Origin of the sequence: Caballeronia novacaledonica, assembly GCF_900258035.1 — a bacterium.
In the GTDB taxonomy this organism is placed as follows: Bacteria; Pseudomonadota; Gammaproteobacteria; order Burkholderiales; family Burkholderiaceae; genus Caballeronia; species Caballeronia novacaledonica.
Genome location: NZ_OGTP01000018.1, coordinates 68,317 through 88,487, shown reverse-complemented (window position 1 = coordinate 88,487; position 20,171 = coordinate 68,317). Strand labels below are relative to the sequence as shown.

Annotated in this window: 20 protein-coding genes; 4 read left to right on the top strand and 16 right to left on the bottom strand. The window is 65.1% G+C overall.

All coding sequences use genetic code 11. The features are described from left to right. Positions 1–49 precede the first annotated feature (49 nt). From pyrF to mpl, 16 genes are all read right to left on the bottom strand, one after another. Positions 50–862: an orotidine-5'-phosphate decarboxylase gene (pyrF, locus tag NOV72_RS22800; protein WP_106856829.1), complete on the bottom strand. Its 813-nt coding sequence runs from the start codon at positions 860–862 to the stop codon at positions 50–52. Between the two features lie 66 nt (positions 863–928). Further along, on the bottom strand, positions 929–2,032 hold the full coding sequence (locus tag NOV72_RS22795; protein WP_106856828.1) for an aldose 1-epimerase: 1,104 nt from the start codon (positions 2,030–2,032) through the stop codon (positions 929–931). An 87-nt stretch (positions 2,033–2,119) separates the two neighbouring features. Then, complete coding sequence (locus NOV72_RS22790; protein ID WP_106856827.1) at positions 2,120–3,016, bottom strand: SMP-30/gluconolactonase/LRE family protein; 897 nt, start codon at positions 3,014–3,016, stop codon at positions 2,120–2,122. Next, positions 3,007–3,792, bottom strand: coding sequence for an SDR family NAD(P)-dependent oxidoreductase (locus NOV72_RS22785; RefSeq protein WP_106856826.1), 786 nt, complete (start codon positions 3,790–3,792; stop codon positions 3,007–3,009). Before NOV72_RS22785 ends, NOV72_RS22790 begins: the two co-directional genes overlap by 10 nt. A 700-nt stretch (positions 3,793–4,492) precedes the next feature. Further along, a complete protein-coding gene (gene araH / locus NOV72_RS22775) occupies positions 4,493–5,509 on the bottom strand; it encodes an L-arabinose ABC transporter permease AraH (RefSeq protein ID WP_106856824.1) in 1,017 nt (338 codons plus the stop codon). 29 nt (positions 5,510–5,538) lie between these two features. Next, positions 5,539–7,053, bottom strand: coding sequence for an L-arabinose ABC transporter ATP-binding protein AraG (gene araG / locus NOV72_RS22770; RefSeq protein ID WP_106856823.1), 1,515 nt, complete (start codon positions 7,051–7,053; stop codon positions 5,539–5,541). A 56-nt stretch (positions 7,054–7,109) separates the two neighbouring features. Further along, on the bottom strand, positions 7,110–8,117 hold the full coding sequence (locus NOV72_RS22765; RefSeq protein WP_062255355.1) for an arabinose ABC transporter substrate-binding protein: 1,008 nt from the start codon (positions 8,115–8,117) through the stop codon (positions 7,110–7,112). A 121-nt stretch (positions 8,118–8,238) separates the two neighbouring features. Further along, a complete protein-coding gene (locus tag NOV72_RS22760) occupies positions 8,239–9,015 on the bottom strand; it encodes an SDR family oxidoreductase (RefSeq protein WP_106856822.1) in 777 nt (258 codons plus the stop codon). After that, positions 9,012–9,689, bottom strand: coding sequence for a 2-dehydro-3-deoxy-6-phosphogalactonate aldolase (locus NOV72_RS22755; protein WP_106856821.1), 678 nt, complete (start codon positions 9,687–9,689; stop codon positions 9,012–9,014). The genes NOV72_RS22760 and NOV72_RS22755 overlap by 4 nt, the downstream gene beginning before the upstream one ends. A gap of 15 nt (positions 9,690–9,704) precedes the next feature. Beyond that, positions 9,705–10,679 carry a 2-dehydro-3-deoxygalactonokinase gene (locus NOV72_RS22750; protein ID WP_106856820.1) on the bottom strand — a complete coding sequence of 325 codons (975 nt, stop codon included), beginning with the start codon at positions 10,677–10,679 and terminating at the stop codon, positions 9,705–9,707. Continuing rightward, positions 10,676–11,620 carry an IclR family transcriptional regulator gene (locus NOV72_RS22745; RefSeq protein ID WP_106856819.1) on the bottom strand — a complete coding sequence of 315 codons (945 nt, stop codon included), beginning with the start codon at positions 11,618–11,620 and terminating at the stop codon, positions 10,676–10,678. Before NOV72_RS22745 ends, NOV72_RS22750 begins: the two co-directional genes overlap by 4 nt. 343 nt (positions 11,621–11,963) lie before the next feature. Continuing rightward, a complete protein-coding gene (gene mtgA / locus NOV72_RS22740) occupies positions 11,964–12,722 on the bottom strand; it encodes a monofunctional biosynthetic peptidoglycan transglycosylase (protein WP_106856818.1) in 759 nt (252 codons plus the stop codon). After that, the gene (gene aroE, locus NOV72_RS22735) at positions 12,722–13,564 is read right to left on the bottom strand and encodes a shikimate dehydrogenase (protein ID WP_106856817.1); all 843 of its coding nucleotides are present in this window, start codon (positions 13,562–13,564) and stop codon (positions 12,722–12,724) included. The genes mtgA and aroE overlap by 1 nt, the downstream gene beginning before the upstream one ends. Further along, positions 13,561–15,615, bottom strand: coding sequence for a ribonuclease catalytic domain-containing protein (locus NOV72_RS22730; RefSeq protein WP_106856816.1), 2,055 nt, complete (start codon positions 15,613–15,615; stop codon positions 13,561–13,563). The genes aroE and NOV72_RS22730 overlap by 4 nt, the downstream gene beginning before the upstream one ends. A gap of 72 nt (positions 15,616–15,687) precedes the next feature. Beyond that, positions 15,688–16,287 carry a YqiA/YcfP family alpha/beta fold hydrolase gene (locus NOV72_RS22725; protein WP_106856815.1) on the bottom strand — a complete coding sequence of 200 codons (600 nt, stop codon included), beginning with the start codon at positions 16,285–16,287 and terminating at the stop codon, positions 15,688–15,690. Next, positions 16,284–17,741, bottom strand: coding sequence for a UDP-N-acetylmuramate:L-alanyl-gamma-D-glutamyl-meso-diaminopimelate ligase (gene mpl, locus NOV72_RS22720; protein WP_425428758.1), 1,458 nt, complete (start codon positions 17,739–17,741; stop codon positions 16,284–16,286). Before mpl ends, NOV72_RS22725 begins: the two co-directional genes overlap by 4 nt. A 136-nt stretch (positions 17,742–17,877) precedes the next feature. Between mpl and NOV72_RS22715 the strand changes: the two genes are divergently transcribed. From NOV72_RS22715 to accB, 4 genes are all read left to right on the top strand, one after another. Beyond that, positions 17,878–18,525, top strand: a complete 648-nt coding sequence (locus NOV72_RS22715; protein WP_106856813.1) for a UDP-N-acetylmuramate--alanine ligase — start codon at positions 17,878–17,880, stop codon at positions 18,523–18,525. An 18-nt stretch (positions 18,526–18,543) separates the two neighbouring features. After that, complete coding sequence (locus NOV72_RS22710) at positions 18,544–19,086, top strand: TlpA family protein disulfide reductase (protein WP_106856812.1); 543 nt, start codon at positions 18,544–18,546, stop codon at positions 19,084–19,086. A 205-nt stretch (positions 19,087–19,291) separates the two neighbouring features. Next, positions 19,292–19,519 (top strand): hypothetical protein, encoded by a 228-nt coding sequence (locus tag NOV72_RS32060; RefSeq protein WP_146150037.1) that lies wholly within the window; start codon positions 19,292–19,294, stop codon positions 19,517–19,519. A 74-nt stretch (positions 19,520–19,593) separates the two neighbouring features. After that, entirely contained in the window at positions 19,594–20,064 is a 471-nt protein-coding gene (gene accB / locus NOV72_RS22705; RefSeq protein WP_106856811.1) for an acetyl-CoA carboxylase biotin carboxyl carrier protein, read from the top strand. The last annotated feature ends 107 nt before the right edge of the window (positions 20,065–20,171 follow it).

Genomic DNA, 20,171 nt, shown 5'->3' with positions numbered 1-20,171 from the left:
GCCAAAGAGCAGGTGGCCCGCGCCGCTTCCCGACGCCTGAACCGCGCCCTTAACGGTACGCGTTGATCGTATCGCGCGTCTTCTTCGCCGCTTCCGCTGCGGCTTGCGCGTAGTCGTCGCCCTTGCCCGCGTAGATGATCGCGCGCGACGAGTTGATCAGCATGCCCGCGCCGTTCGCGGTGCGGCCCGCGCGCACGGTCGCTTCGACATCGCCGCCTTGCGCGCCGATGCCCGGAATCAGCAAGGGCATATCGCCGACGATCCCGCGCACCGTTTCGATTTCCTTCGGAAAGGTCGCGCCGACGACCAGCCCGAGCTGCCCGCTCGCGTTCCACTTTTGCGCCGCGAGCGTCGCGACGACCTGATACAGCGGCTTGCCGTCGGTCGTGAGGAATTGCAGATCCGATCCGCCCGCATTCGAGGTGCGGCACAACACGATCACGCCGCGGCCTTCATGCGCGAGATACGGCTCGATCGAATCGAAGCCCATGTACGGATTGACCGTCACGGCATCGGCCTGGTAGCGCTCGAACGCTTCCTTCGCGTACTGCTCGGCCGTGCTGCCGATATCGCCGCGCTTCGCGTCCAGAATCACCGGAATGCCGGCGTGTTTCTCGTGGATATGCGCAATCAGCGCTTCGAGCTGGTCTTCCGCGCGATGCGCCGCGAAGTACGCGATCTGCGGCTTGAACGACGACGCATACGGCGCGGTCGCATCGACGATGCTCTTGCAGAACTCGAAGATCGCATCGGCGCGGCCGTTCAGGGCGCCGGGAAATTTGGCGGGTTCCGGGTCGAGGCCGACGCACAGAAGCGATTGCGTCCGCGACCACGCGGCGTTGAGAGTCTGGATAAAGGACATGGCGGGATTTCGTTGAACGTCGATGTCACGCATTTTAACGTGCGTGGCAGCGCGTTCCTTGCGGCATCAGCGCGACGCGTCCCGCGCCCGCGCCTTCGCGCCCGCTCGCGTGCGCGGCCTCGCGCGGCGCGCCGCTTCGCCGGTGCGCTCGACGGTAAAGCGGAATTCGCGCGACAGCCGCTCGCCCGGTTCGAGCACGGTCATCCCGTGCGCTTCGCCGCCGCCGGGCAGATTCACCGCGTTGATCGGATGATCGACCGGCTCGAAGCAGAAAAAGCTCTCGCCGGGCGGCGCGTAGAGCACGTAGTAATCGGTGTCGGCGGCGATCGTCAGCGACAGGCGACGCTTCGGCCACAGCACGCTCGTGCGGCCGCTCCAGCCGGTGAACGCGTTGTTCACCATCTCCGAAGGCATCGGATACGCAACGCCGAATTGCCACGCGGGCGGCGCCGGCACGTGCCGCACCGGAAGCCAGTCGTCGCCGCAGAGCCATACGCCGCCCGCCGCCGCGGACAATTCCGTGTCCGCCTCGCGCATCAGGAACGGATGCAGCCCGAGGCCGAACGGCAGCGCTTCGCCGCCGGCATTTTCCACGTCGAGCGTCACGACGAGCGTGGCTTCGTCGAGCGTGTAGGTCTGCGCCGCGCGAAAGGCATACGGCTTGCCGTCGCTGCGATCGAGCGTCAGGCGCACGCGCGCGGACGTTTCCTCCGCGACGTCCCACGCGCCGAGCCAGCCGTCGCCATGCAGCGGCAGCGGTTCGCCCGCGCGGTTGCACGGCACGTCGATCGAGCGCCCTGAAAACTGAAAGTGCCCGTTGCCGATACGGTTCGAGTACGGCAGAAGCGGATAGCACGCGAGCTGATTCGGATCGGTGTCCGGTCCGGGATCGACGCACGGCCGGAAGATCGGCACGAGCGCGCCCTGATGCCGCCAGTCGAAGCGCGTGATGCCGCCGCCGAGCGACGGCGCGAGTTCGAGCCGCAGATGCGCGTTGGCGAGCGTGATGCAGCCTTCGACATCGCGGCCGCCCATCGCGACGATGGAGGTGCCGGGGCCGGGCCGGACCGGCGGTTCGGTTGCGGCGGCGAGCCTCGAACGGCGGGCGTTCGCCTGTGCCTTGGATGTCGATGCAGGATTCGGTCTTTGCTCTGTGCGCGCAACAGCCATGACTCGTGCTCCATCGAGAGGCGAAAATCCGGCGTCGCCGGGGTGTGCCGGGCGGCGCGTCGATCGCGCGCCGCCTCGTTATTTTCGTTACGCCTTGCCCGCGAATACCGCTTCGGCGATACCGCGCGCGCCGGGCGTCGCGACGAACACGCCGCCTGCGTGCGCATCGCTTTGCAGCGCGTCATCGGCGAGACCGATGCGCGCGCTCGTCACGAACAGCGTGCCGAAGTCCGCGCCGCCGAAAGCGACGCAACTCGGCTGCGCGGTCGGCACGTCGATGCGCGCGGTCTCGCGGCCATCGCGGCCATCGCGTCCGTAGCGCACGACGCGCGCGCCGCCCCATTGCGCGTTCCACAAGCCGCCCTCGGCATCGACGATCGAGCCATCGGGCACGCCGGTCGCATCCGTCAGCTCGACGAACACGCGATCGTTGGCGAATGTCGGATAGTCGCAGACGCGAATCTGGCGCGTCGGCGAATCGCAGTAGTACATCGTCGCGCCGTCGGGCGAAAAGCCGATGCTGTTCGAAATCGCGCAATTGCCGAGCGGCAGGCGCTCCAGTGACAGATCCCGGTTCAGCCGATAAAACCCACCGATCGCCTGCGCGTCGTCCACGTCGTGCTTCGTGCCGAACACGAAGCGGCCTTCGCGGTCGCAGCGGCCGTCGTTCAGACGCGTCGGCAGATCGGCTTCGACTTCCATGATCGTTTCGATACGGCCCGTCGCGATTTCATAGAACGCGAGCCGCGACGCGAGGCCGAGCAGCAGGAAACGCGCATCGGCGCAGGGCGAGAAGCAGCCGAGCCGCTCGGGCATCGCGAACGATTCGCTCGCGCCGTCGCGCGGATCGTGGCGCCACAGCTTCTCGCCTTCGATATCGGTCCACCAGAAATGGCCGCTCGCGGCGCACCACGTGGCGCCTTCGCCGAGCGAGCATTGGCTGTCGATCAGAAGCTGCGCGCGAGTCGAGTTCATCAGGCCCATCCTCCGTCGACGACGATGTCTTGCGCCGTCATCATGCCGCTGTCGTCCGAAGCGAGGAAGAGCGCGGCGCGCGCGAGATGCGCGGGCAGCAATTCCCCGCCGATGCACTGGCCCTGCTTGATCGCTTCCTTGCCGGCCTCGTCGAGCCACAGGCGCTTTTGCTTTTCGGTCATCACCCAGCCGGGCACGAGCGTATTCACGCGGATGTTGAACTTGCCGAGGTCGCGCGCGAGGCCGCGCGTCATGCCCTGCACCGCGGATTTCGACGTCGTGTAGACGGGGAAGTTGCCTTGCTTGAGCATCCAGCTGATCGAGCCCAGATTGATGATCGAGCCGCCGCCCAGGCGCTTCATGTCGTCGATCACGGCCTGAGCCGCGAAGAACTGATGACGGATGTTGACCGCGATGCCCGCGTCGTACGACTCGGGCGTGACGTCTTCGATCGCATGGCGCTTGTCGTTCGCGGCGTTGTTGACGAGCACGCCGATCGGGCCGAGCGCGGCTCTCACGTCTTCGATGCCTTTTCTCAGCGCGTCGATGTCGGTGAGGTCGACGTTGAGGAACATCGGGCGGGTCTGGTTTGCTTTCAGGGCTGCGCCCAGGCGGTCGGCAAGCGCCTCGCCGGCGTCGGTGTCGATGTCGAAGAAGGCGACTTTCGCGTTCTGATCGAAGAAGTGTTCGACGAAGCCCTCGCCGATGCCGGTTGCACCGCCGGTGATCAGGACTGTTTTGCCTTCCAGGCTGGGGTAGCGGGCTAGTTTGCTTTCTATTGCCATGGTTGTCTCTTTTGCTTTTGCGCTTTCTTCTATGGAATCCTGCTTTCGCGTCGGTCTATTTGCACTGCCCCTGTGCGGGGCGGCAGTCACTTTCTTTGCTGCTGCAAAGAAAGTAACCAAAGAAAGCAGCTTCTCAGGCCCGCGGTCACACGCACGTTGGCCACTTTTCTCCTCGTCCGTGGCACTCGCCTAAAAAGTGCCCTCATCACAATCGCCGGGCTTGGCTCGCGCACGGTCCGCCTCCACTCGCCACACGACAAACCGGTTCAGCACGAAATTGCTCCAGCCCGCTTCGCGGCCGATGGGTCAATCGGGTCGGCACGTGCTCCCTTCCTAACGCCGCCATCAGCCTCGCCGCCCATGCACACCATCGGTTTCCCTTGCAGACCCGGCGGCAGCGCGTAGCGCTGTGCCGGAACGCTTTCGTGCTGAACCAGTGCCCTAAAACATGTGGTGCGGCAGACCGTGCGCGGTCCACGCCGCGCGAGTTTTGTGGGGGCACTCGCTACTGCCGTTCCATTCAGCCAATCGCCTGTGCCGCGGCCGGCGTGAGGCACTTTGGATGGAAAAGCTGCTTTCTTTGGTTACTTTCTTTGCAGCAGCAAAGAAAGTGACTGCCGCCCCGCACAGGGGCAACACTAATAGACCACTAAGAAAGCAGGATTCCATCGAAGAAAGCGCACTCACCCCGCGAAAAGAATCAATCCCGCGATCCGCGATTCTTCAACTGATCGAGCAGCACTGCAGCAAGCAGAATCGCCCCCCGCACAAGGTACTGATAAAACGCATCGATATTCAAAAGATTCATGACGTTCTCGACCGTGCCCATGATCAGCACGCCGATCACCACGCCCGAAATCGTCGCGCGCCCGCCGAGCAGCGACACGCCACCCAGCACGCAAGCGGAAATCACGTTCAGCTCGAAGCCCTGAGCCGCGTTCGGCTGCCCCGAAGTAATCCGCGAAGCGAGGATGACACCCGCCAGCGCAGTCACCGCGCCCTGAATCAGAAAGATCCAGACGCGCGTGCGCTCGACATTGATACCCGCAAGCCTCGACGCCTCCGGATTGCCGCCGATCGCCAATGTATTACGTCCATACACAGTCTGGTTCAGCAATACGCCAAAAACGATGAAGCACGCAAGCGTCACCCAGATAGGCAGGGAAATCCCGACCATCGACAAGCTGCCAAGCCCGATAAACGTATCCGACGACACACCGACCGCCTGTCCGTGCGACACGATGAACCCGAGTCCGCGCACGATTTCCATCGTCGCCAGCGTGGTGATCAGCGCATTGATGCGCAGATAGGCAATCACCGCGCCGTTCACGAAACCGATGACCGCGCCCGCCGCCACCGCCGCCATGATCGCGATAAACGTGTTATCCGTCGCATTCAGAACCATCGCGCATAAGACGCCCGCGAAGGCGATGGTCGAGCCGACGGAAAGATCGAAATCCCGCGACGCGAGACAGAACATCATCGTGCACGCCACCATGCCGATCTGCGAGATCGACAACGCCAGACCGAGCATGTTCTCGATCGAGAAGAAGTGATCGACCGTCAACGACATCGTCAGGAACATGACGACGAAAATCACGATCAGGCTGTACTCCGTGATCTGCTGCCACCACTTCTGCTTGTCGTTCTTTTGCGGGATCAGCGCGTTCGCGACGGTTTCCGTCGCCTGCCCCACGATGTTTTCTCTTGCTTCCATGATTCGCTCCTCTTGTCCTGGTGTCGCCTTCATGCCGCCTGCGCGACGCTCTCGCTCTGCGGCAGCGCAAGACTCAGCACCGCCTGTTCGTTGGCCTTGTCGCGCGGCAATTCGCCCGCGATCCGCCCCTGCCGCATCACGACGATCCGGTCGGACACGCCGAGCACTTCCGGCAACTCCGACGAAATCATCACGATCGCGCAGCCGCGCTCGGCGAGCTGATAGATCACGTTGTAGATTTCATGCTTCGCGCCGACGTCGATGCCGCGCGTCGGCTCGTCGAGAATCACGACCTTCAGATCCGGCTCCGCGAGCCAGCGCGACAGAATCGCCTTCTGCTGGTTTCCGCCCGACAAAAAGCGAATGCGCTGCTTGCGGCTCGGCGTCTTGATCTTCAGTAGCTGAATGAAGCGCTCGGCCGTCTGCGCTTCCTTCTTGCGATCGAGAAACAGGCCGCCGCGCAGATAGTGACGGCGGCACGAGATGTTGATGTTCTCCGCGACCGTCGCCATCGCGACGATGCCCTCTTCCTTGCGATCTTCCGGACACAGCACGATGCCGTGGCGGATCGCCTCGCCGGTGCTGCGCACCTTGATCGGCTGGCCGTCGAGCGTGATCGTGCCGTCCTTCTTCTTGTCGGCGCCGTAGACGAGATGCATCAGTTCGCTGCGGCCCGCGCCGACGAGCCCGAAGAAACCGACGATCTCGCCGCGCTTCACCTCGAAACTCGCGGGCGCACTCAATGCGTCGCCCAGCACGTTCTTCACCGAAAAGCGCACTTCGCCGAGCGGCCGCGCGCGATAGTCGTAGATGTCGCTGATTTCGCGGCCGACCATTTCCTGCACGAGCGTCTCGCGCGGCACGTCCGCGAGCGACAGATGCGACGCGATCTTGCGGCCGTCGCGGAAAATCGTGCACGCATCGCACAACGCGTAGATCTCGTCCATGCGATGCGAGATGTAGATCAGCGCGCGGTTGTCGGCCTTGAGATCGCGCACGAGCTTGAAGAGCACTTCCGTCTCGCGATGCGACAGTGAGCTCGTCGGTTCGTCCAGCGCGATCACGCGCGCGTTGCGCAACAGCGCCTTGCAGATTTCGACCATCTGCCGCTGCGCGATCGAGAGCTTGCGCAGCTTCGCGTTCGGATCGAGATCGACGCCCATCGCGGTCAGCCGCTCGCGCACGTGCGCTTTCGCCGCGCGCTTGTCGACCCAGCCGAGCCGGTTCGGCAGCGCGCCGAGCAGCAGGTTCTCGGACACGGTCAGGTCCGGCACGTACTGCAATTCCTGATGAATCACCGCGATGCCCGACGCGATCGAAGCCGCCGCGCTCGCGAAATGCACTTCCTTGTCGTCGATGAGCACGCGCCCCGAATCGGGCTGATACTCGCCGCCGAGAATCTTGAGCAAGGTCGATTTGCCCGCGCCGTTCTCGCCCATCAAGCCGTGAACTTCGCCGGCGTTGACGTCGAACGACACGCCGTCGAGCGCGCGCACGCCTGGAAACACCTTGCCGATATTGTCAAAACGCAGCGTCGCTGACACATCGCCTCCTATTCTTCAGCGGACCGCACGCGCGGCCCGCTTCCCGCACGAAAGACTTAGTTCGAAGCCAGCCCCATCTGCTGACGCACCGACGCCACGTTCTCACGCGTGGCCAGCATGCCGGTCGTGAGCGTGAGCGGCGGCGGCGCCTTGCCGTCCTTGATCCACGCGTACATCAGTTCGGACGTCTCTTCGCCGTGACGCTTCGGGCTGATGATGACGGTGCCGTAGAAGCCCGTCGGATTCGGCTTCTTGAACTCGTTGAGCGCCGAGTCCGAACCGCCGATGCCGATGCCGATCATGTTGTCCGCCTTGAAGCCGCGGCCTTCCGCGGCACGCACGGCGCCGAGCACGGCTTCGTCGTTCAGGCCGTAGGCGACCCAGTGCTTGTATTGCGGGTTCTTCGTGAGCGCGATGTTCGCGGCGTTGAACGCGTTTTCGGTGTCGGTCTTCGCTTGCGGCGCGGCCACGATGTTCGCCTTCGGGAAGCCGGCGGCGACGAGCGCATCGGTGGCGCCGCTCGTGCGGTCGTGCGCGGTCGGCAGTTGCTCGTAGGTGACGTCGATCGCGCCGACGTCCTTCATGTCCCAGCCGCGCTTCTTGATTTCGGCGGCGATGCCGTCGCCGACCTGCTTGCCGATGTTGTAAGCCGAAATGCCCATGTGCGGCACGGCTTCGATCGGCTTGCCCGAACCGTCGACGAGACGGTCGTCGACCGTCATCATCTTGAGCTTGTCGGCCTTCGCCTTCGCGACGATGCCCGGCCCGAGCTTCACGTCCGGCGTGCAGATGATGAAGCCCTGCGCCTTCTGCGCGGCGAGGTTGTCGATCGCGCTCATCACTTTTTCACCCGACGGCGCACCGATCTTCACGAGCGTGAAGCCCTTCTCCTTCGCGGCCATTTCCGCGAATTTCCACTCGTCCTGGAACCACGGCTCTTCCGGCTGCTTCACGAGGAAGCCGATCTTGACGTCGTCGGCAGCCTGCGCGACGGGCGCCGCGATCATGGACGCGCTCGTTGCCGTGGCGGCGGCGATCAGCGTGAGGAACAGTCTGCGTTTCATTTTTTGTCTCCCGACTTCTTCCGTTATCTCAAAGATGCCCGTACGCGGGCGCTACGAAGGTGTGTGGCCGCGTTTTGTTGTCGTGATGTCGCACCGCGGCCAGTGCGTCATTCTTTTGCGCTTAGTCGTGATAGAGCGCGGAGCGCCCGCCATCGACCGTGATGCAGCTCGCGTTGATGAACGGCGCCTCGTCCGATGCGAGAAACACCGCCGTCATCGCGACTTCCTGCGGCTGGCCGATGCGCTTCATCGGCTGAAGATCGAGCGTCGCCTGGCGCGCGGCCTTCGGATCGGCCTGCGAATCCCACCAGTCCAGCGTCAATTGCGTTTCGATGTAACCCGGCGCGATCGCATTCACGCGCACGTTGTCCGGCGCGTATTCGATGCCGAGCGCGCGCGTCAGTCCGATCACGCCGTGCTTCGCCACCGGATACGGAAAGCAGCCGGGAATAATCTTGAAACTGTGCGTCGAGGCGATGTTCACGATGCTGCCCCGCCCGCGCTCGACCATGCCCGGCAGCACGGCGCGGCAGCCGTTCCACACGCCGTCGAGATCGACGGCGAAGCAGCGGCGCCAGTCGTCGTCGGTCATCGTGAGCGGATCGCAAAACACGTTGATGCCGGCGTTGTTCACGAGCACGTCGAGCGGGCCGAACTGCGCCTGCGTCTGCTGCACGGCTTCCTTCACCGATGCGCTTTGCGTCACGTCCGTCGCCACCGTCAGCACGTCGGCGCCGGTTTCCTGCCGGATACGTTCGGCCGTCGCGCGCGCCGTTTCGATGTCGAGCTCCGCCAGCGCCACCGACGCGCCCTCGCGCGCGAACGCCAGCGCGATCGCCGCGCCGATGCCGCGTCCCGCGCCCGTGACCATCGTCACTTTGCCGGCGAGCCGGTTCATTTCGTTTCGCCTCGCGCTTTCGCGAGTCCGTCGATGAACGCCTTCGCGTGCGACGCCGTCGCCTCCGCGCTCTGACCCGGCTTGAACAGCGCGGAGCCGAGGCCGAAGCCGTTCGCGCCCGCGCTCAGAAACGGTCCCATGTTGTCCGGCGCAATGCCGCCGACCGGCACGAGCGGCACTTCCTGCGCGATCACCGCGCGCCACGCCTTCGTCACGGCCGGGCCGAGCTGCTCGGCGGGGAACATCTTCAGCACGTCCGCGCCGTTCTTCAACGCGAGAAACGCCTCGTTCGGCGTCGCGACGCCCGGCGCGCACGCGAGACCGTGCGCCTTCGCGGCGCGCACGACATCGGCGTCGCTGTGCGGCATCACGATGAGCTCGCCGCCCGCGGCCTTCACGCTATCGACGTAACTCGGATGCAGCACCGTTCCAGCGCCGACGATCGCGTCGGCGGGCAGCGCCTGCCGGATCGCCGCGATGCTGTCGAACGGCTGCGGCGAATTGAGCGGCACTTCGACGATGCGAAAGCCCGCTTCGTACAGCGCGCGCGCGTGATCGGCGGCATCGGCGGGCGTGACGCCGCGCAGGATCGCGATCAGCGGACACGCGGCGAACGCCTTCGCGAGACCGCCGTGCATGCCGTACGGCGCGGGCAAATTGATGGGAGGCTGCATCGTGTTGGCTCCTTCTCAGGCCGTGCGCACGGGCGCGGCGACGAGCCCGGCAAGCGCGGCGATTCGGTAAAGGCCGTGCTCGGTGGCCTGCGCGACGGTCGGCGCGTCGTGGCAGCCGAAGCGCGCGAGCGCCGCGCGATAACGGTCGCAAAGCGCGTCGTTGCCGATCAGGCGCAACGTCTTTCCGGCGAGCGCGGCGTGTTCGCGGGTGAGCACTTCGTTCAGGCCGCGCAGTTCGTGGCCGATCAGCAGGCCCGACAAATAATCCGGCTGCTGCTCGCCGGTGAGTTGACCGGTGAGGCCGAGCGTGCGCGTGGTGAAGATGGTCGCGAGCACGCCTGCATGACCGGCATCGCGCGCCGTATCGACGCCGCGAATGAACGCCTGTTCGTCGTGCGTCGCGCTCGGATGCATCGTTCGGCCGAGAATCGAGTGATCGCGCAGTGCGCCGAAGGTCTCGCCCGTCATGAAGGTGTAGAAACGCTCGATGCGCTCATCGCCGACGAACGCCCATTTCGCATGCGTGCCCGGCAAGCCGATCAGCGCGCCGCCCGACGTTCCGAGCGACGGCTCGCTCGCCAGCGCGCCGAAAATCTGCGTCTCTTCGCCGCGCATCACGTTGGGCAAGGCGCTCTGCTCCAGCACGCCCGGCACGACATGCACCGCGACGCCGCGCGCCGCCTTCACCGTGACGATGCCCGCGACGAGCGCATCCGGCCCAGCGGGCGTCTCGACGTAAGGCGCCTCCACCCAGCCCTGCGCGCTGCCGACCATGCCCGCCGCGATCACGGGCAACGGCGCTGCATCGAGCCATTCGCCGCAGGTTTCCTCGAAAGCCTGATCGAAGCCGCCCGCGGGCAGATTCATGATGCCCGCCGACGATGCACGCGTGTCGAGCGCGACGCCGTCGGCGCCAAGCAGATAGGCGCGCAGCGACGTCGTGCCCCAGTCGAGCGCGATGAGCGCGGGCGCGGAAACGGATGCCGTCATCGCTTGATCCTGCGTGCGTTCTGCGGGGCGCGCCAGCCGAGTTCCTCGGAAATCGCGCGCGCCTCGCGCTGCACGACGGGAATCAGTTCTTCCATGCGCTCGTGCGGCATGTAGGGAATCGTGCTCGCCACCGAAAGCGCCGCGACGATCGCGCCCGACGCATCGCGCACCGGCGCGGCGACACAGCGTATCGACGCTTCGTTCTCTTCAAGATCGAAAGTGAAGCCGCCTTGCGAATAGCGCGTCATGCGCTGCTGGAAGGTGTCGAAGTCGGGGCGATTGTCGGGCTTGAAGCTCGTCTTCGCGAGCACGCGATGCGACGCGTCGAGCAGCTTCTTCCACGCGTTCGATTCGAGGTCGAGCATCATCGCCTTGCCGATGCCCGTCGACGCGAGCGGCATGCGATGCCCGACGCGCGAACGCATCTCCAGCCCGCGCGTGCCGGGAATCTTGTCGATGTAGAGGACGTCGTCGCCATCGCGCACGCCGAGGTGAATGGTGTCGTGCGTGTGTTCGGCGAGCGCCTGCAAATGCGGGCGCGCGACCGCCGTGAGCGGCATCTGTTCGAGCGCGATTGTGCCCAGTTCGATGAGCTTCGGCCCGAGCAGATAGCCGCCCTGCACTTGTCGCAGATAGCGCGCCTGCACGAGCGAACTGACGAGCCGGTGCGTCGTGCTGCGCGTCGTGCCGAGCGCCGCGCCGAACGAGCGCAGATCGCGCGCGCCGTTCGCGGCGGCTTCGAGAATCGCGAGGCCGCGCAGGAGCGTCTGCGTGCCGGCCTGCTGCGGCGTGACGTCGACGAGCGCGCTCGGCAGCGCGATCGCATCGGGATCGGGCGTGTGCTTCGCTCCGTTCGCGCCGTTTCGCTTCATGTGCGGACCGGCCGCGTGCGCGGCTTGCGCTTCTGCGGCGTCGGTTTGCGGATCCTGGAATTTGGTCATGGCGCGGGTCTCTCGTCGATCACGATGCGCGTCGAATCGCGCGCGCCGTCGAACGGGCGTGCGAAACGTGCGAATCGTGTGAAAGAGCCCGCGAGCGCGAGCAGGCGATCGAGTGCATGACGTGTCTCCATTGTTCTGGTCGTGCGCGCCGCAGGGTTCTTCGGTCGTCGCACGCATGCCGTTTCAGGCTTTGGTCGGATTGTAGTTCCGCTTTTTTGAATTATTCAATATGTGATCGTCATGCTCACATAATGGGAATGATTTCTGACCACCGACAGCTATTTGAAAACAAAAAGCCCTGATAAATCAGGGCTTTATATTGTTTAGCTTCACGGACTAAATATCACTGCGGCAATTCCGCCGCCCCCATCCGCCGCGCGATGACGCGCGAACGCTGAGACAAATACGGCGCGTTGCGATGATCGTCGAAATACTTGGGGCGGGGCAGCATCACGGCGAGCCGCGCGCTCTGCCCGACAGTCAGATTCGCCGCCGACGTCTTGTAGTAGTACTGCGCCGCCGCCTGCGCGCCGTACACGCCGTTGCCCCACTCGACCGAATTCAGATAGATCTCGAAGATGCGTTCCTTGTCCATCCAGAATTCGAGCATCCATGTGATAGCGAGCTCCTCCGCCTTGCGGACGTAGCTCTTCTCGCGCGACAGGAAGAGATTGCGCGCGAGTTGCTGCGAAATCGTCGAGCCGCCCGCGACGATCTTCCCGCGCGCCTTGTTTTTCTCCCACGCCTGGAGAATGGCGTCGGTTTCGTAGCCGTTGTTGTTGACGAAGTTGGCGTCTTCCGACGCGATGATCGCGCGCTTCAGGTTGCGCGAGATCTGGTCGTACGGCACCCACGTGCGCTGCAGCGACACGCCGGGATGCGTCTTCGCGAGCGTCCACGCGTCGGAGCGCATGAAGGCCGTCGGACCCGGATTCACGACCGTCCAGATGCCGATCTGCGCGAAGAAGTAGAGCTGCGTCGCGATGAATGCGATGCCGAGCACCGAGACGCCGTACATGATCCATCGCGCCGGACCGAGCCGCACCGCCTTGTGCGCGCGCGGCGCGCGGCTCCCCGAGCTACCGACAGGCGCGGTGGTCATCAGGCTTTGGCTGCGAGCGTCTGGCGCAATTCGCGCAGGACCGCGCCGCCGTCCGGGCGCACGCCGCGCCAGATGAAGAACGATTCGGCGGCCTGCTCGACCAGCATGCCGAGGCCGTCCGATGCGCGCGCGCCGAGCCTCGACGCGTGCTGCATGAAGACGGTCGGTTGCGCGCCGTACATCATGTCGTAGGCGAGCGTGCCCGCGCCGAACGCGCGGTCGTCGCAATCGGGCAAGGCGGCGTCGAGGCTGCCGGCGGTCGCGTTGACGATCACGTCGTAGCGCTCCGCTTCCGCGCTGTCCGCGCCGCCGCCCCAGAAGCGCACGCCGCAATCGGCCGCGTTTTGCGCGAACTGATCGACGAGATGTTGCGCCTTGGCCGCCGTGCGATTGACGATGGTGAGCGCCGCCGGCGCGCGATCGAAGATCGGCAGCACGACGCCGCGCGCCGCACCGCCCGCGCCGAGCAGCAGAATGCGCGCGCCTTTGAGACTCACGCCGAGATTCGCTTCGATATCGCGCACGAGCCCGACGCCGTCTGTGTTGTCGCCGCGCACGCCATCGGGACCGAAGGTCAGCGTGTTCACCGCGCCCGCCGCCGCCGCCCGCGGCGACAGCGAATCTGCGAGGGCGTGCGCTTCGAGCTTGAACGGCACCGTGACGTTCATGCCGCGCCCGCCCGACGCGATGAAATTCTTCACCTCACGCTCGAAGCCGTTGAGCGGCCCGAGAATGCGCCCGTATTCGATCGGCTCGCCGGTCTGCTCCGCGAACTTCGCGTGAATCCACGGCGATTTGCTGTGCTCGACCGGATTGCCGATCACCGCGTACTGGTCTTTCATGGCGTCGGTTCCTCCGCGTTGCCGGGCGTTTCCGGTTGGGGCTGCTCGGCCGATGCCTCGGCCTGCGCTTCGGCTTCGCTTTCGGCGGAAAGATCGTCGGTCTCGATGATTTCCTCTTCGGCTTCCTCTTCCTCGACCGGCGCGCTCGCGGACGGCGCATCGATCACGTGCAGCAGACGGCACGACGCTTCGACGGTCAGTTCGTCGATCGACACGACTTCCAGCATCACGCGCGTGCCGCGTGCATGCACGCCGAGACCCGGCACGTGCAGGATCAGCGGAATTTCTTCGAGCCGGACGAGATCGTCCTTGATCACCGACGCCGGAACCTGCTTCCTGTTTTCCTGCTTCAGCCAGCGCAGGCACCAGAAATACTCCATGCGGCGCTGATGATCGGCGTATGCGGTGTAGGTGTCGTCGAAGCCCTGCACGACGGCGAAGAGATCGGCGTCCTTCGGCTTGAACGGCGCGGCGAGCTTGGCCGTCACGCCATGCTGCACGCACGCGATCAGTTGCCATTGATTGACGAGATCGACGTAACGGCGCAGCGGCGACGTGCTCCACGCATATTGCGCGACGCCCAGCCCTTCGTGCGGCGCGGGCATCGTCTGCATGCGCGTGCGCTTCGGGCCGGGACCGCCGAAGCCGCGCTGCGAGCGATAAATGCCCGGCACGCCGTGATCGTCGAGGAATGCGCCCCACGACGAATTCGCGAGAATCGCCAGTTCGGCGACGATCAGATCGAGCGGCGAACCGCGACGGCGCGGCGTGATCGTGATGTGCTCGCCATCGACATAAAAGTTGAAGTCGTTGTTGCGCTGCACTTCGCGCTTGAGACCGTAACTCGCGCGCGCCTGCTGGCGCTTTTCGAAGAGCGCCTGCGCGAGCGGCCACAGCACCGCGATGTCGTCCTTGTGCGCGTAATCGCCCGTGCCGGCGGCGAGGCTTTCCTCGGTGACGAACTCGTCGAGATGGTTGTGGCGCAGATTGCTCTTCACGAACACGCGCTCGGCGCGCGTTTCCGTCGCGACGATGTCCTGCGTCTCGCGATTCACGATGATGTACAGCGACAGCGCCGGCCGCAGCCCGCCTTCGCCGAGCGTGAACACATCGACGACGTTGTCCGGCAGCATCGTGATCTTGTCGCCGGGCATGTAGACCGTGGAGAGACGCCCGCGCGCGATGGCATCGATCATGTCGCCGCGCGTGATGCCGAGCGCCGGCGCCGCGATGTGGATGCCCACGCGCACGCGGCCATCGGAGAGATGCTGGACGGAGAAGGCGTCGTCGATTTCGGTCGTGGTGACGTCGTCGATGGAGAAGGCTTCGACATCCGCTTCCGGCAAGTCATCCGGCAACGCGCCCGGCTGCACCGACGGAAAGCCGACGCCGTGCGGAAAGAACTCCGACAGAAATTTCGCCTCGTGCAACGCGCGCGGCGACGCGATGCCGCCGCATTCGAGCATCAGCCGCGCCTGCGAAATGCCGCGCGCGGCCGCCGCCGCTTCGAGCGCCTTGTACTCGATGGAATTCTTGTCGGGCTTGGTGAGCAAACCGAGCGCCTTGTCCTTCAGCGCGTCGGGCAGCTTGCCCGCCTTCAGGTCGTCTTCGTAGCCTTGTTGCACGAGCGCCTGCTGACGCTTGCGTTCGAGCGACGCGAGCGCCATCTGCAGTTGCTCTTGCGGCGCGCGCTGATACTGGCCGCGCCCCTTGCGCCGGAAGTACACCGGCGCGCCGTGCATGCGCAGCACGAGCGCCGCGCGTTCCGTGGGACCGAATTTGTCGCCGAAATAGTCCGCGCCGAGTGCGGCGAACGGAAATTCGTCGTCGGGCGCGCATTCCCAGAGGAAGTCGAGATCGATTTCCTGCGCGATGGCGTCGGCTTCCTGCATCAGATCGCCGGCGGCGGGTTTGTCGAATTCGATCAGCACGTCTTTCGCGCGCACCTTGGCGCGCCGCCCGCCCGGCAGCTCGACCTGAAACGCGTCGCCCTGTTTGGACAACACCGATCCGGCCTTGAAACTACCCGATTCCTCGAAGAAAACGTTCACTCAATACTCTCGTAAAACGGTGGACCGGACAGCTTCGTTTGCGCCGGTAATTGAATTAGTGCGACGCCGCGCTCACGCCGCCGCCGGCGCGACGCGCGGTGGCGGCGCCTGATCGCAAAACGCGATGACATCGGCGAGATAGGCCGGGAAGTCGCTGATCGCGTGATCGCCGCCCTGGATCAGCGTGGTCCGCACGCCGGGATAGTGGTCGAGCATCGTGCGGTAATCGAGCACTTCGTCGCCGGTCGCCGCGATCAGATAGTAGCGCTCGGGCCGCGTGATCGATGTGATCGCGAGCGCGCGCAGTTCGTCCAGATGGCGCGGCAATACGGTGACGCTGCCGCCGCCGTGCCACAGCGGCTGCTCGCCGAGATAGTGGCTCAGGTCGCGATCGGGCATGACCGCCGGATTGAGCAGCACGGCGCGCCAGCCGTGCTTTTCCGCTAGATGCGTGGCGTAGTAGCCGCCGAGCGAACTGCCGACGACGGTCACATCGCTCGTCTTCTCGCCCGCGACGAGCGATTCCGCCAGCGCGACAGCCTCGAACGGCGACACCGGCAGCGTCGGGCACCGCCATTCGCCGAGCCGCCCGAGTTCCGCGAGGCGTGCGTGCATCACGCGCGCCTTGAACGACTGGGGAGACGAGCGAAAGCCGTGCAGATAGAGAATCACGAATGTCCTCCCGCGCCACGCGCCGAGAGCGCGTCGAGCAGTTTCTGATGGACGCCGCCGAAGCCGCCGTTGCTCATCACGAGCACGTGGTCGCCGGGACGGGCGGCGGCCGCGACCGCCTTCACCAGAGGTTCGATCTCGTTGAATGCCCGCGCCTTGTCGCCGAGCGGCGCCAGCGCTTCGGCGAGATCCCAGCCGAGCTTGTCGCGGCCTTCGCGCGCGCCGTAGCCGAATACCAGATTCGCGCTCGCAAGGCTCGCGGGCAATTGCGCCTTCATCGTGCCGAGTTTCATCGTGTTGGAGCGCGGCTCCAGCACGGCGAGGATGCGCGCATCGCCGATTCGCGTCCTCAATCCGGCGACGGTGGTTTCGATCGCGGTCGGATGGTGCGCGAAGTCGTCGTAGACGGTGACGCCATCGACGCTGCCTTTCACTTCCATGCGCCGCTTGACGTTGCGGAAGCTCGAAAGCGCCTTGACCGACTGCGCCGCCGGCACGCCCACCGAGCGCGCCGCCGCGATCGCCGCAAGCGCGTTCATGCGGTTGTGCTCGCCCTGCACCTGCCAGTCGACGACGCCCTGCCGCTCGCCTTCCCAGTACACGGCGAAGCGCTCGTCGACGAGCGCGTTCTCTTCGGCGGGCAGCGCCTGCCAGCCGCCATCGACGCCAAAGCGCTCGACGCCCGACCAGCAGCCGCGCGTCAGCACGCGTTCGAGCGCGGCCTCGCGCCCGTTCGTGACAATGCGCCCGACGCCCGGCACCGTGCGCACGAGGTGATGAAATTGCGTCTCGATGGCAGCGAGATCGGGGAAGATATCGGCGTGATCGAATTCGAGGTTATTGAGCACCGCCGTGCGCGGGCGATAGTGGACGAACTTCGAGCGCTTGTCGAAGAACGCGGTGTCGTATTCGTCGGCTTCGATGACGAAGAAGCTCGAATCGGTCAGACGCGCCGAGATGCCGAAGTTGAGCGGCACGCCGCCGATGAGGAAGCCGGGGTTCATGCCCGCGTCTTCGAGGAGCCACGCGAGCATGGAGCTCGTCGTCGTCTTGCCGTGCGTGCCCGCGACGGCGAGCACCCATTTGCCGTTCAGCACGTGCTCACCGAGCCATTGCGGGCCGGACGTGTAAGGCAGGCCGCGATCGAGAATGGCTTCCATCAGCGGATTGCCGCGCGTCACGACATTGCCGATGACGAACAGATCCGGTTCGAGCGCGAGTTGCTCGACGCCGTAGCCTTCGATCAACTCGATGCCTTGCGCTTCGAGTTGCGTGCTCATCGGCGGGTAGACGCCCGCGTCGCAGCCGGTGACCTTGTGGCCCGCCTCGCGCGCCAGAACGGCGAGTCCGCCCATGAACGTGCCGCAGATGCCGAGGATGTGGATGTGCATAAACCGTGTCGCGCCGCGCGGGCGATTGAGATGCAAAACAGGAACGGCGCCATACGTGCGAATCTGGGGGCAAACCCGTGCAGAAAGGCGCCTGAAGGCGCATATTGTAACCGAGCACGTCGGACGCTCTTCACCGGCGCGAGCGTGCCGCGCCGAGTCCGCAAACGGGCCGTTCGAGCTTATCTAGTATCATTCCGGCATGGTTCGCAAATCACATTTCGATCCGCAGCGCGTGCGCGAGGAAATCGCGATCGCCGCCGCGAGAATGATCGCCGAGGACGGCCTCGACTACTCCACCGCCAAGCGCAAGGCGGCGCGGCAAGTCGTCGGCGAGGCGAAGATCGGCGGCGAATTCCTGCCCGATAACGACCAGATCGAAGAGGAAATCCGCGAATATCAGGCGATTTTCCAAAGCGACAGCCAGCCGGTCGTGCTGCGGCGCATGCGCGAAGTCGCGCTCGAATGGATGGAGCGCCTGAAGCCTTTCGATCCGTATCTGACGGGCGCGGTGCTCAACGGCACGGCGGGCGAGCACTCCGACGTTCACCTGCAATGCTTTTGCGACAATCCGAAGGAAGTCGCGATTTATCTGCTGAACGTGAACGTGCAGTACGACGTGTCGGAGACGCGGCATTTCGCCGGGCGCGGCTATGTCGAGACGCTGAGTTTTCTGCATCGGGTGCGCAACGACGAGCCGATCGGCGTGCATATCGCGCTGTATGGCGCCGACGATCTCCGTGGCGCCGTACGCGCCGACGGTCGTGGACGGCTCGCCCGCGCGAACGCGGCTGCCGTGCGCACGCTGCTCGATCATCCCGACGCTCCGCCGCTCGAAATCGGCGGCTGATCTTTCTTCTGGACGCTCATGAAAAGCACACGCATTCTTGCCGCCCTCGTGGTCGCGGTCGCCGCGACCGTCGGCGGCTTCTACGCGGGTCACTGGTTCTCCGGCGGCGATAGCGTCGCCGCGACGACTCCGGCAAGCGGGAACGCCGTGGATCAACTGTGGAAGGCGACGCCACCCGGCGCCTCGGGCACGTCCGTGCCGCTCGCATCGTTCAAGGGCAAGCCGGTGGTCGTAAACTTCTGGGCGTCGTGGTGCGGGCCGTGCGTGAAGGAGATGCCGGCGCTCTCGGCCATGCAGCGCGATTACGAGAAAAAAGGCATCAAGTTCATCGGACTTGGCGTGGATAGCGAGAAAAACATCAACGACTTCCTGAAGAAGGTTCAGGTCGCGTATCCCGTCTACGTCACCGGCTTCGGCGGCGCGGATCTTGCGCGCAGCTTCGGCAATAACGCGGGCGGCTTGCCGTTTACCGTGGTGATCGACGCAAAGGGCCAGATTCGCTCGACGAAACTGGGCGAAATCGACCCCGCCGAGCTGAAGCGCACGCTCGACAGCCTGTAAAAATTCGCTGTCCGTAAGCAGCCGCTTGCGCTAAGTAAGCTGTGAGTTAAGGTACAGTACGCCGATCTTGCGCGACATTCGGCTTTTCGGGCTTCGGCAAGCGGTAATTTGTCCCATGGTTTCGGACTAGCCCGCACGGTAAAACTAGACAAAATTCTCTAAAAGGCGCTAAAGTGCGCCGAATTCCGCACAACCCGAAGCGACTATGACTACTCTGCCGGTGCCATGTGGCCACCTTACCGTCGCGTCCGACCTCCGTGAAAACGGCGACGGCCGCCGCCGGGCATCCGCAGCCGTCATGCGCGGGCCGTTCGGGCGCGCGCTTCAAAGCGACCACGCCGATGCGTTCGACACGAACGCCTTCGACGTGCCGACCGATTTCGCCGTCGTCGAAGCGCGCGTCGGCCCGCCGGCCGCGCCGACTCGCGGCTGAGCAGTCTGAACACCCACAAATCAAGTCAAGCACCGGGCAACCCCGGTCTCCAAGTATTGAAAGGGGATTTTTCGATGGACCTTCGTAAACTGAAAACGCTGATCGACCTCGTCTCGGAATCCGGCATCTCGGAGCTGGAAGTGACGGAAGGCGAAGGCAAGGTTCGCATCGTCAAGAACGCCGCGCCTGTGTACATGCAGGCGCCGCAGCAGTACGCGCCGCAAATGCAGGCGCCCGCCGCGCCGCATTTCTCCGGCGCAGGCGAAGCCGGTTCGTCCGCCGCCGCGCCGGCGGCAGCCGCGCCGCAAGGTCACGTCGTGACTTCGCCGATGGTCGGCTCGTTCTATCGCGCGCCGTCGCCGGGCGCGGACCCGTTCGTCCAGGTCGGCGATACGGTAAAGGAAGGCCAGACGCTGTGCATCATCGAAGCGATGAAGCTCTTGAACGAAATCGAATCGGATAAGGCCGGCGTCGTGAAGGAAATCCTCGTCGAAAACGGCCAGGCGGTCGAGTACGGCCAGCCGCTCTTCGTGATCGGCGACTGAAGGCGCATCGGGCCGTGCGGCGCATGCGATCTTCATCGCCGCCGCCCGGCTTCACCGCGCTGGCGCGCGAAGCGGCATCGATCCGTCGAGAAGCGCGCCGCCGATTG

Bases quoted from the DNA above. Each gene is read 5' to 3' on its own strand.
- NOV72_RS22750 (WP_106856820.1), bottom strand. From the start codon at position 10,679: ATGACGGCATCCGTTTCCGCGCCCGCGCTCATCGCGCTCGACTGGGGC.
- accB (WP_106856811.1), top strand. From the start codon at position 19,594: ATGGACCTTCGTAAACTGAAAACGCTGATCGACCTCGTCTCGGAATCC.
- NOV72_RS22765 (WP_062255355.1), bottom strand. From the start codon at position 8,117: ATGAAACGCAGACTGTTCCTCACGCTGATCGCCGCCGCCACGGCAACG.
- NOV72_RS32060 (WP_146150037.1), top strand. From the start codon at position 19,292: ATGACTACTCTGCCGGTGCCATGTGGCCACCTTACCGTCGCGTCCGAC.
- NOV72_RS22755 (WP_106856821.1), bottom strand. From the start codon at position 9,689: ATGCAGCCTCCCATCAATTTGCCCGCGCCGTACGGCATGCACGGCGGT.
- mtgA (WP_106856818.1), bottom strand. From the start codon at position 12,722: ATGACCACCGCGCCTGTCGGTAGCTCGGGGAGCCGCGCGCCGCGCGCG.
- NOV72_RS22790 (WP_106856827.1), bottom strand. From the start codon at position 3,016: ATGGGCCTGATGAACTCGACTCGCGCGCAGCTTCTGATCGACAGCCAA.
- pyrF (WP_106856829.1), bottom strand. From the start codon at position 862: ATGTCCTTTATCCAGACTCTCAACGCCGCGTGGTCGCGGACGCAATCG.
- NOV72_RS22710 (WP_106856812.1), top strand. From the start codon at position 18,544: ATGAAAAGCACACGCATTCTTGCCGCCCTCGTGGTCGCGGTCGCCGCG.
- NOV72_RS22745 (WP_106856819.1), bottom strand. From the start codon at position 11,620: ATGACCAAATTCCAGGATCCGCAAACCGACGCCGCAGAAGCGCAAGCC.
- NOV72_RS22795 (WP_106856828.1), bottom strand. From the start codon at position 2,032: ATGGCTGTTGCGCGCACAGAGCAAAGACCGAATCCTGCATCGACATCC.
- araH (WP_106856824.1), bottom strand. From the start codon at position 5,509: ATGGAAGCAAGAGAAAACATCGTGGGGCAGGCGACGGAAACCGTCGCG.
- NOV72_RS22785 (WP_106856826.1), bottom strand. From the start codon at position 3,792: ATGGCAATAGAAAGCAAACTAGCCCGCTACCCCAGCCTGGAAGGCAAA.
- aroE (WP_106856817.1), bottom strand. From the start codon at position 13,564: ATGAAAGACCAGTACGCGGTGATCGGCAATCCGGTCGAGCACAGCAAA.
- NOV72_RS22760 (WP_106856822.1), bottom strand. From the start codon at position 9,015: ATGAACCGGCTCGCCGGCAAAGTGACGATGGTCACGGGCGCGGGACGC.
- NOV72_RS22715 (WP_106856813.1), top strand. From the start codon at position 17,878: ATGGTTCGCAAATCACATTTCGATCCGCAGCGCGTGCGCGAGGAAATC.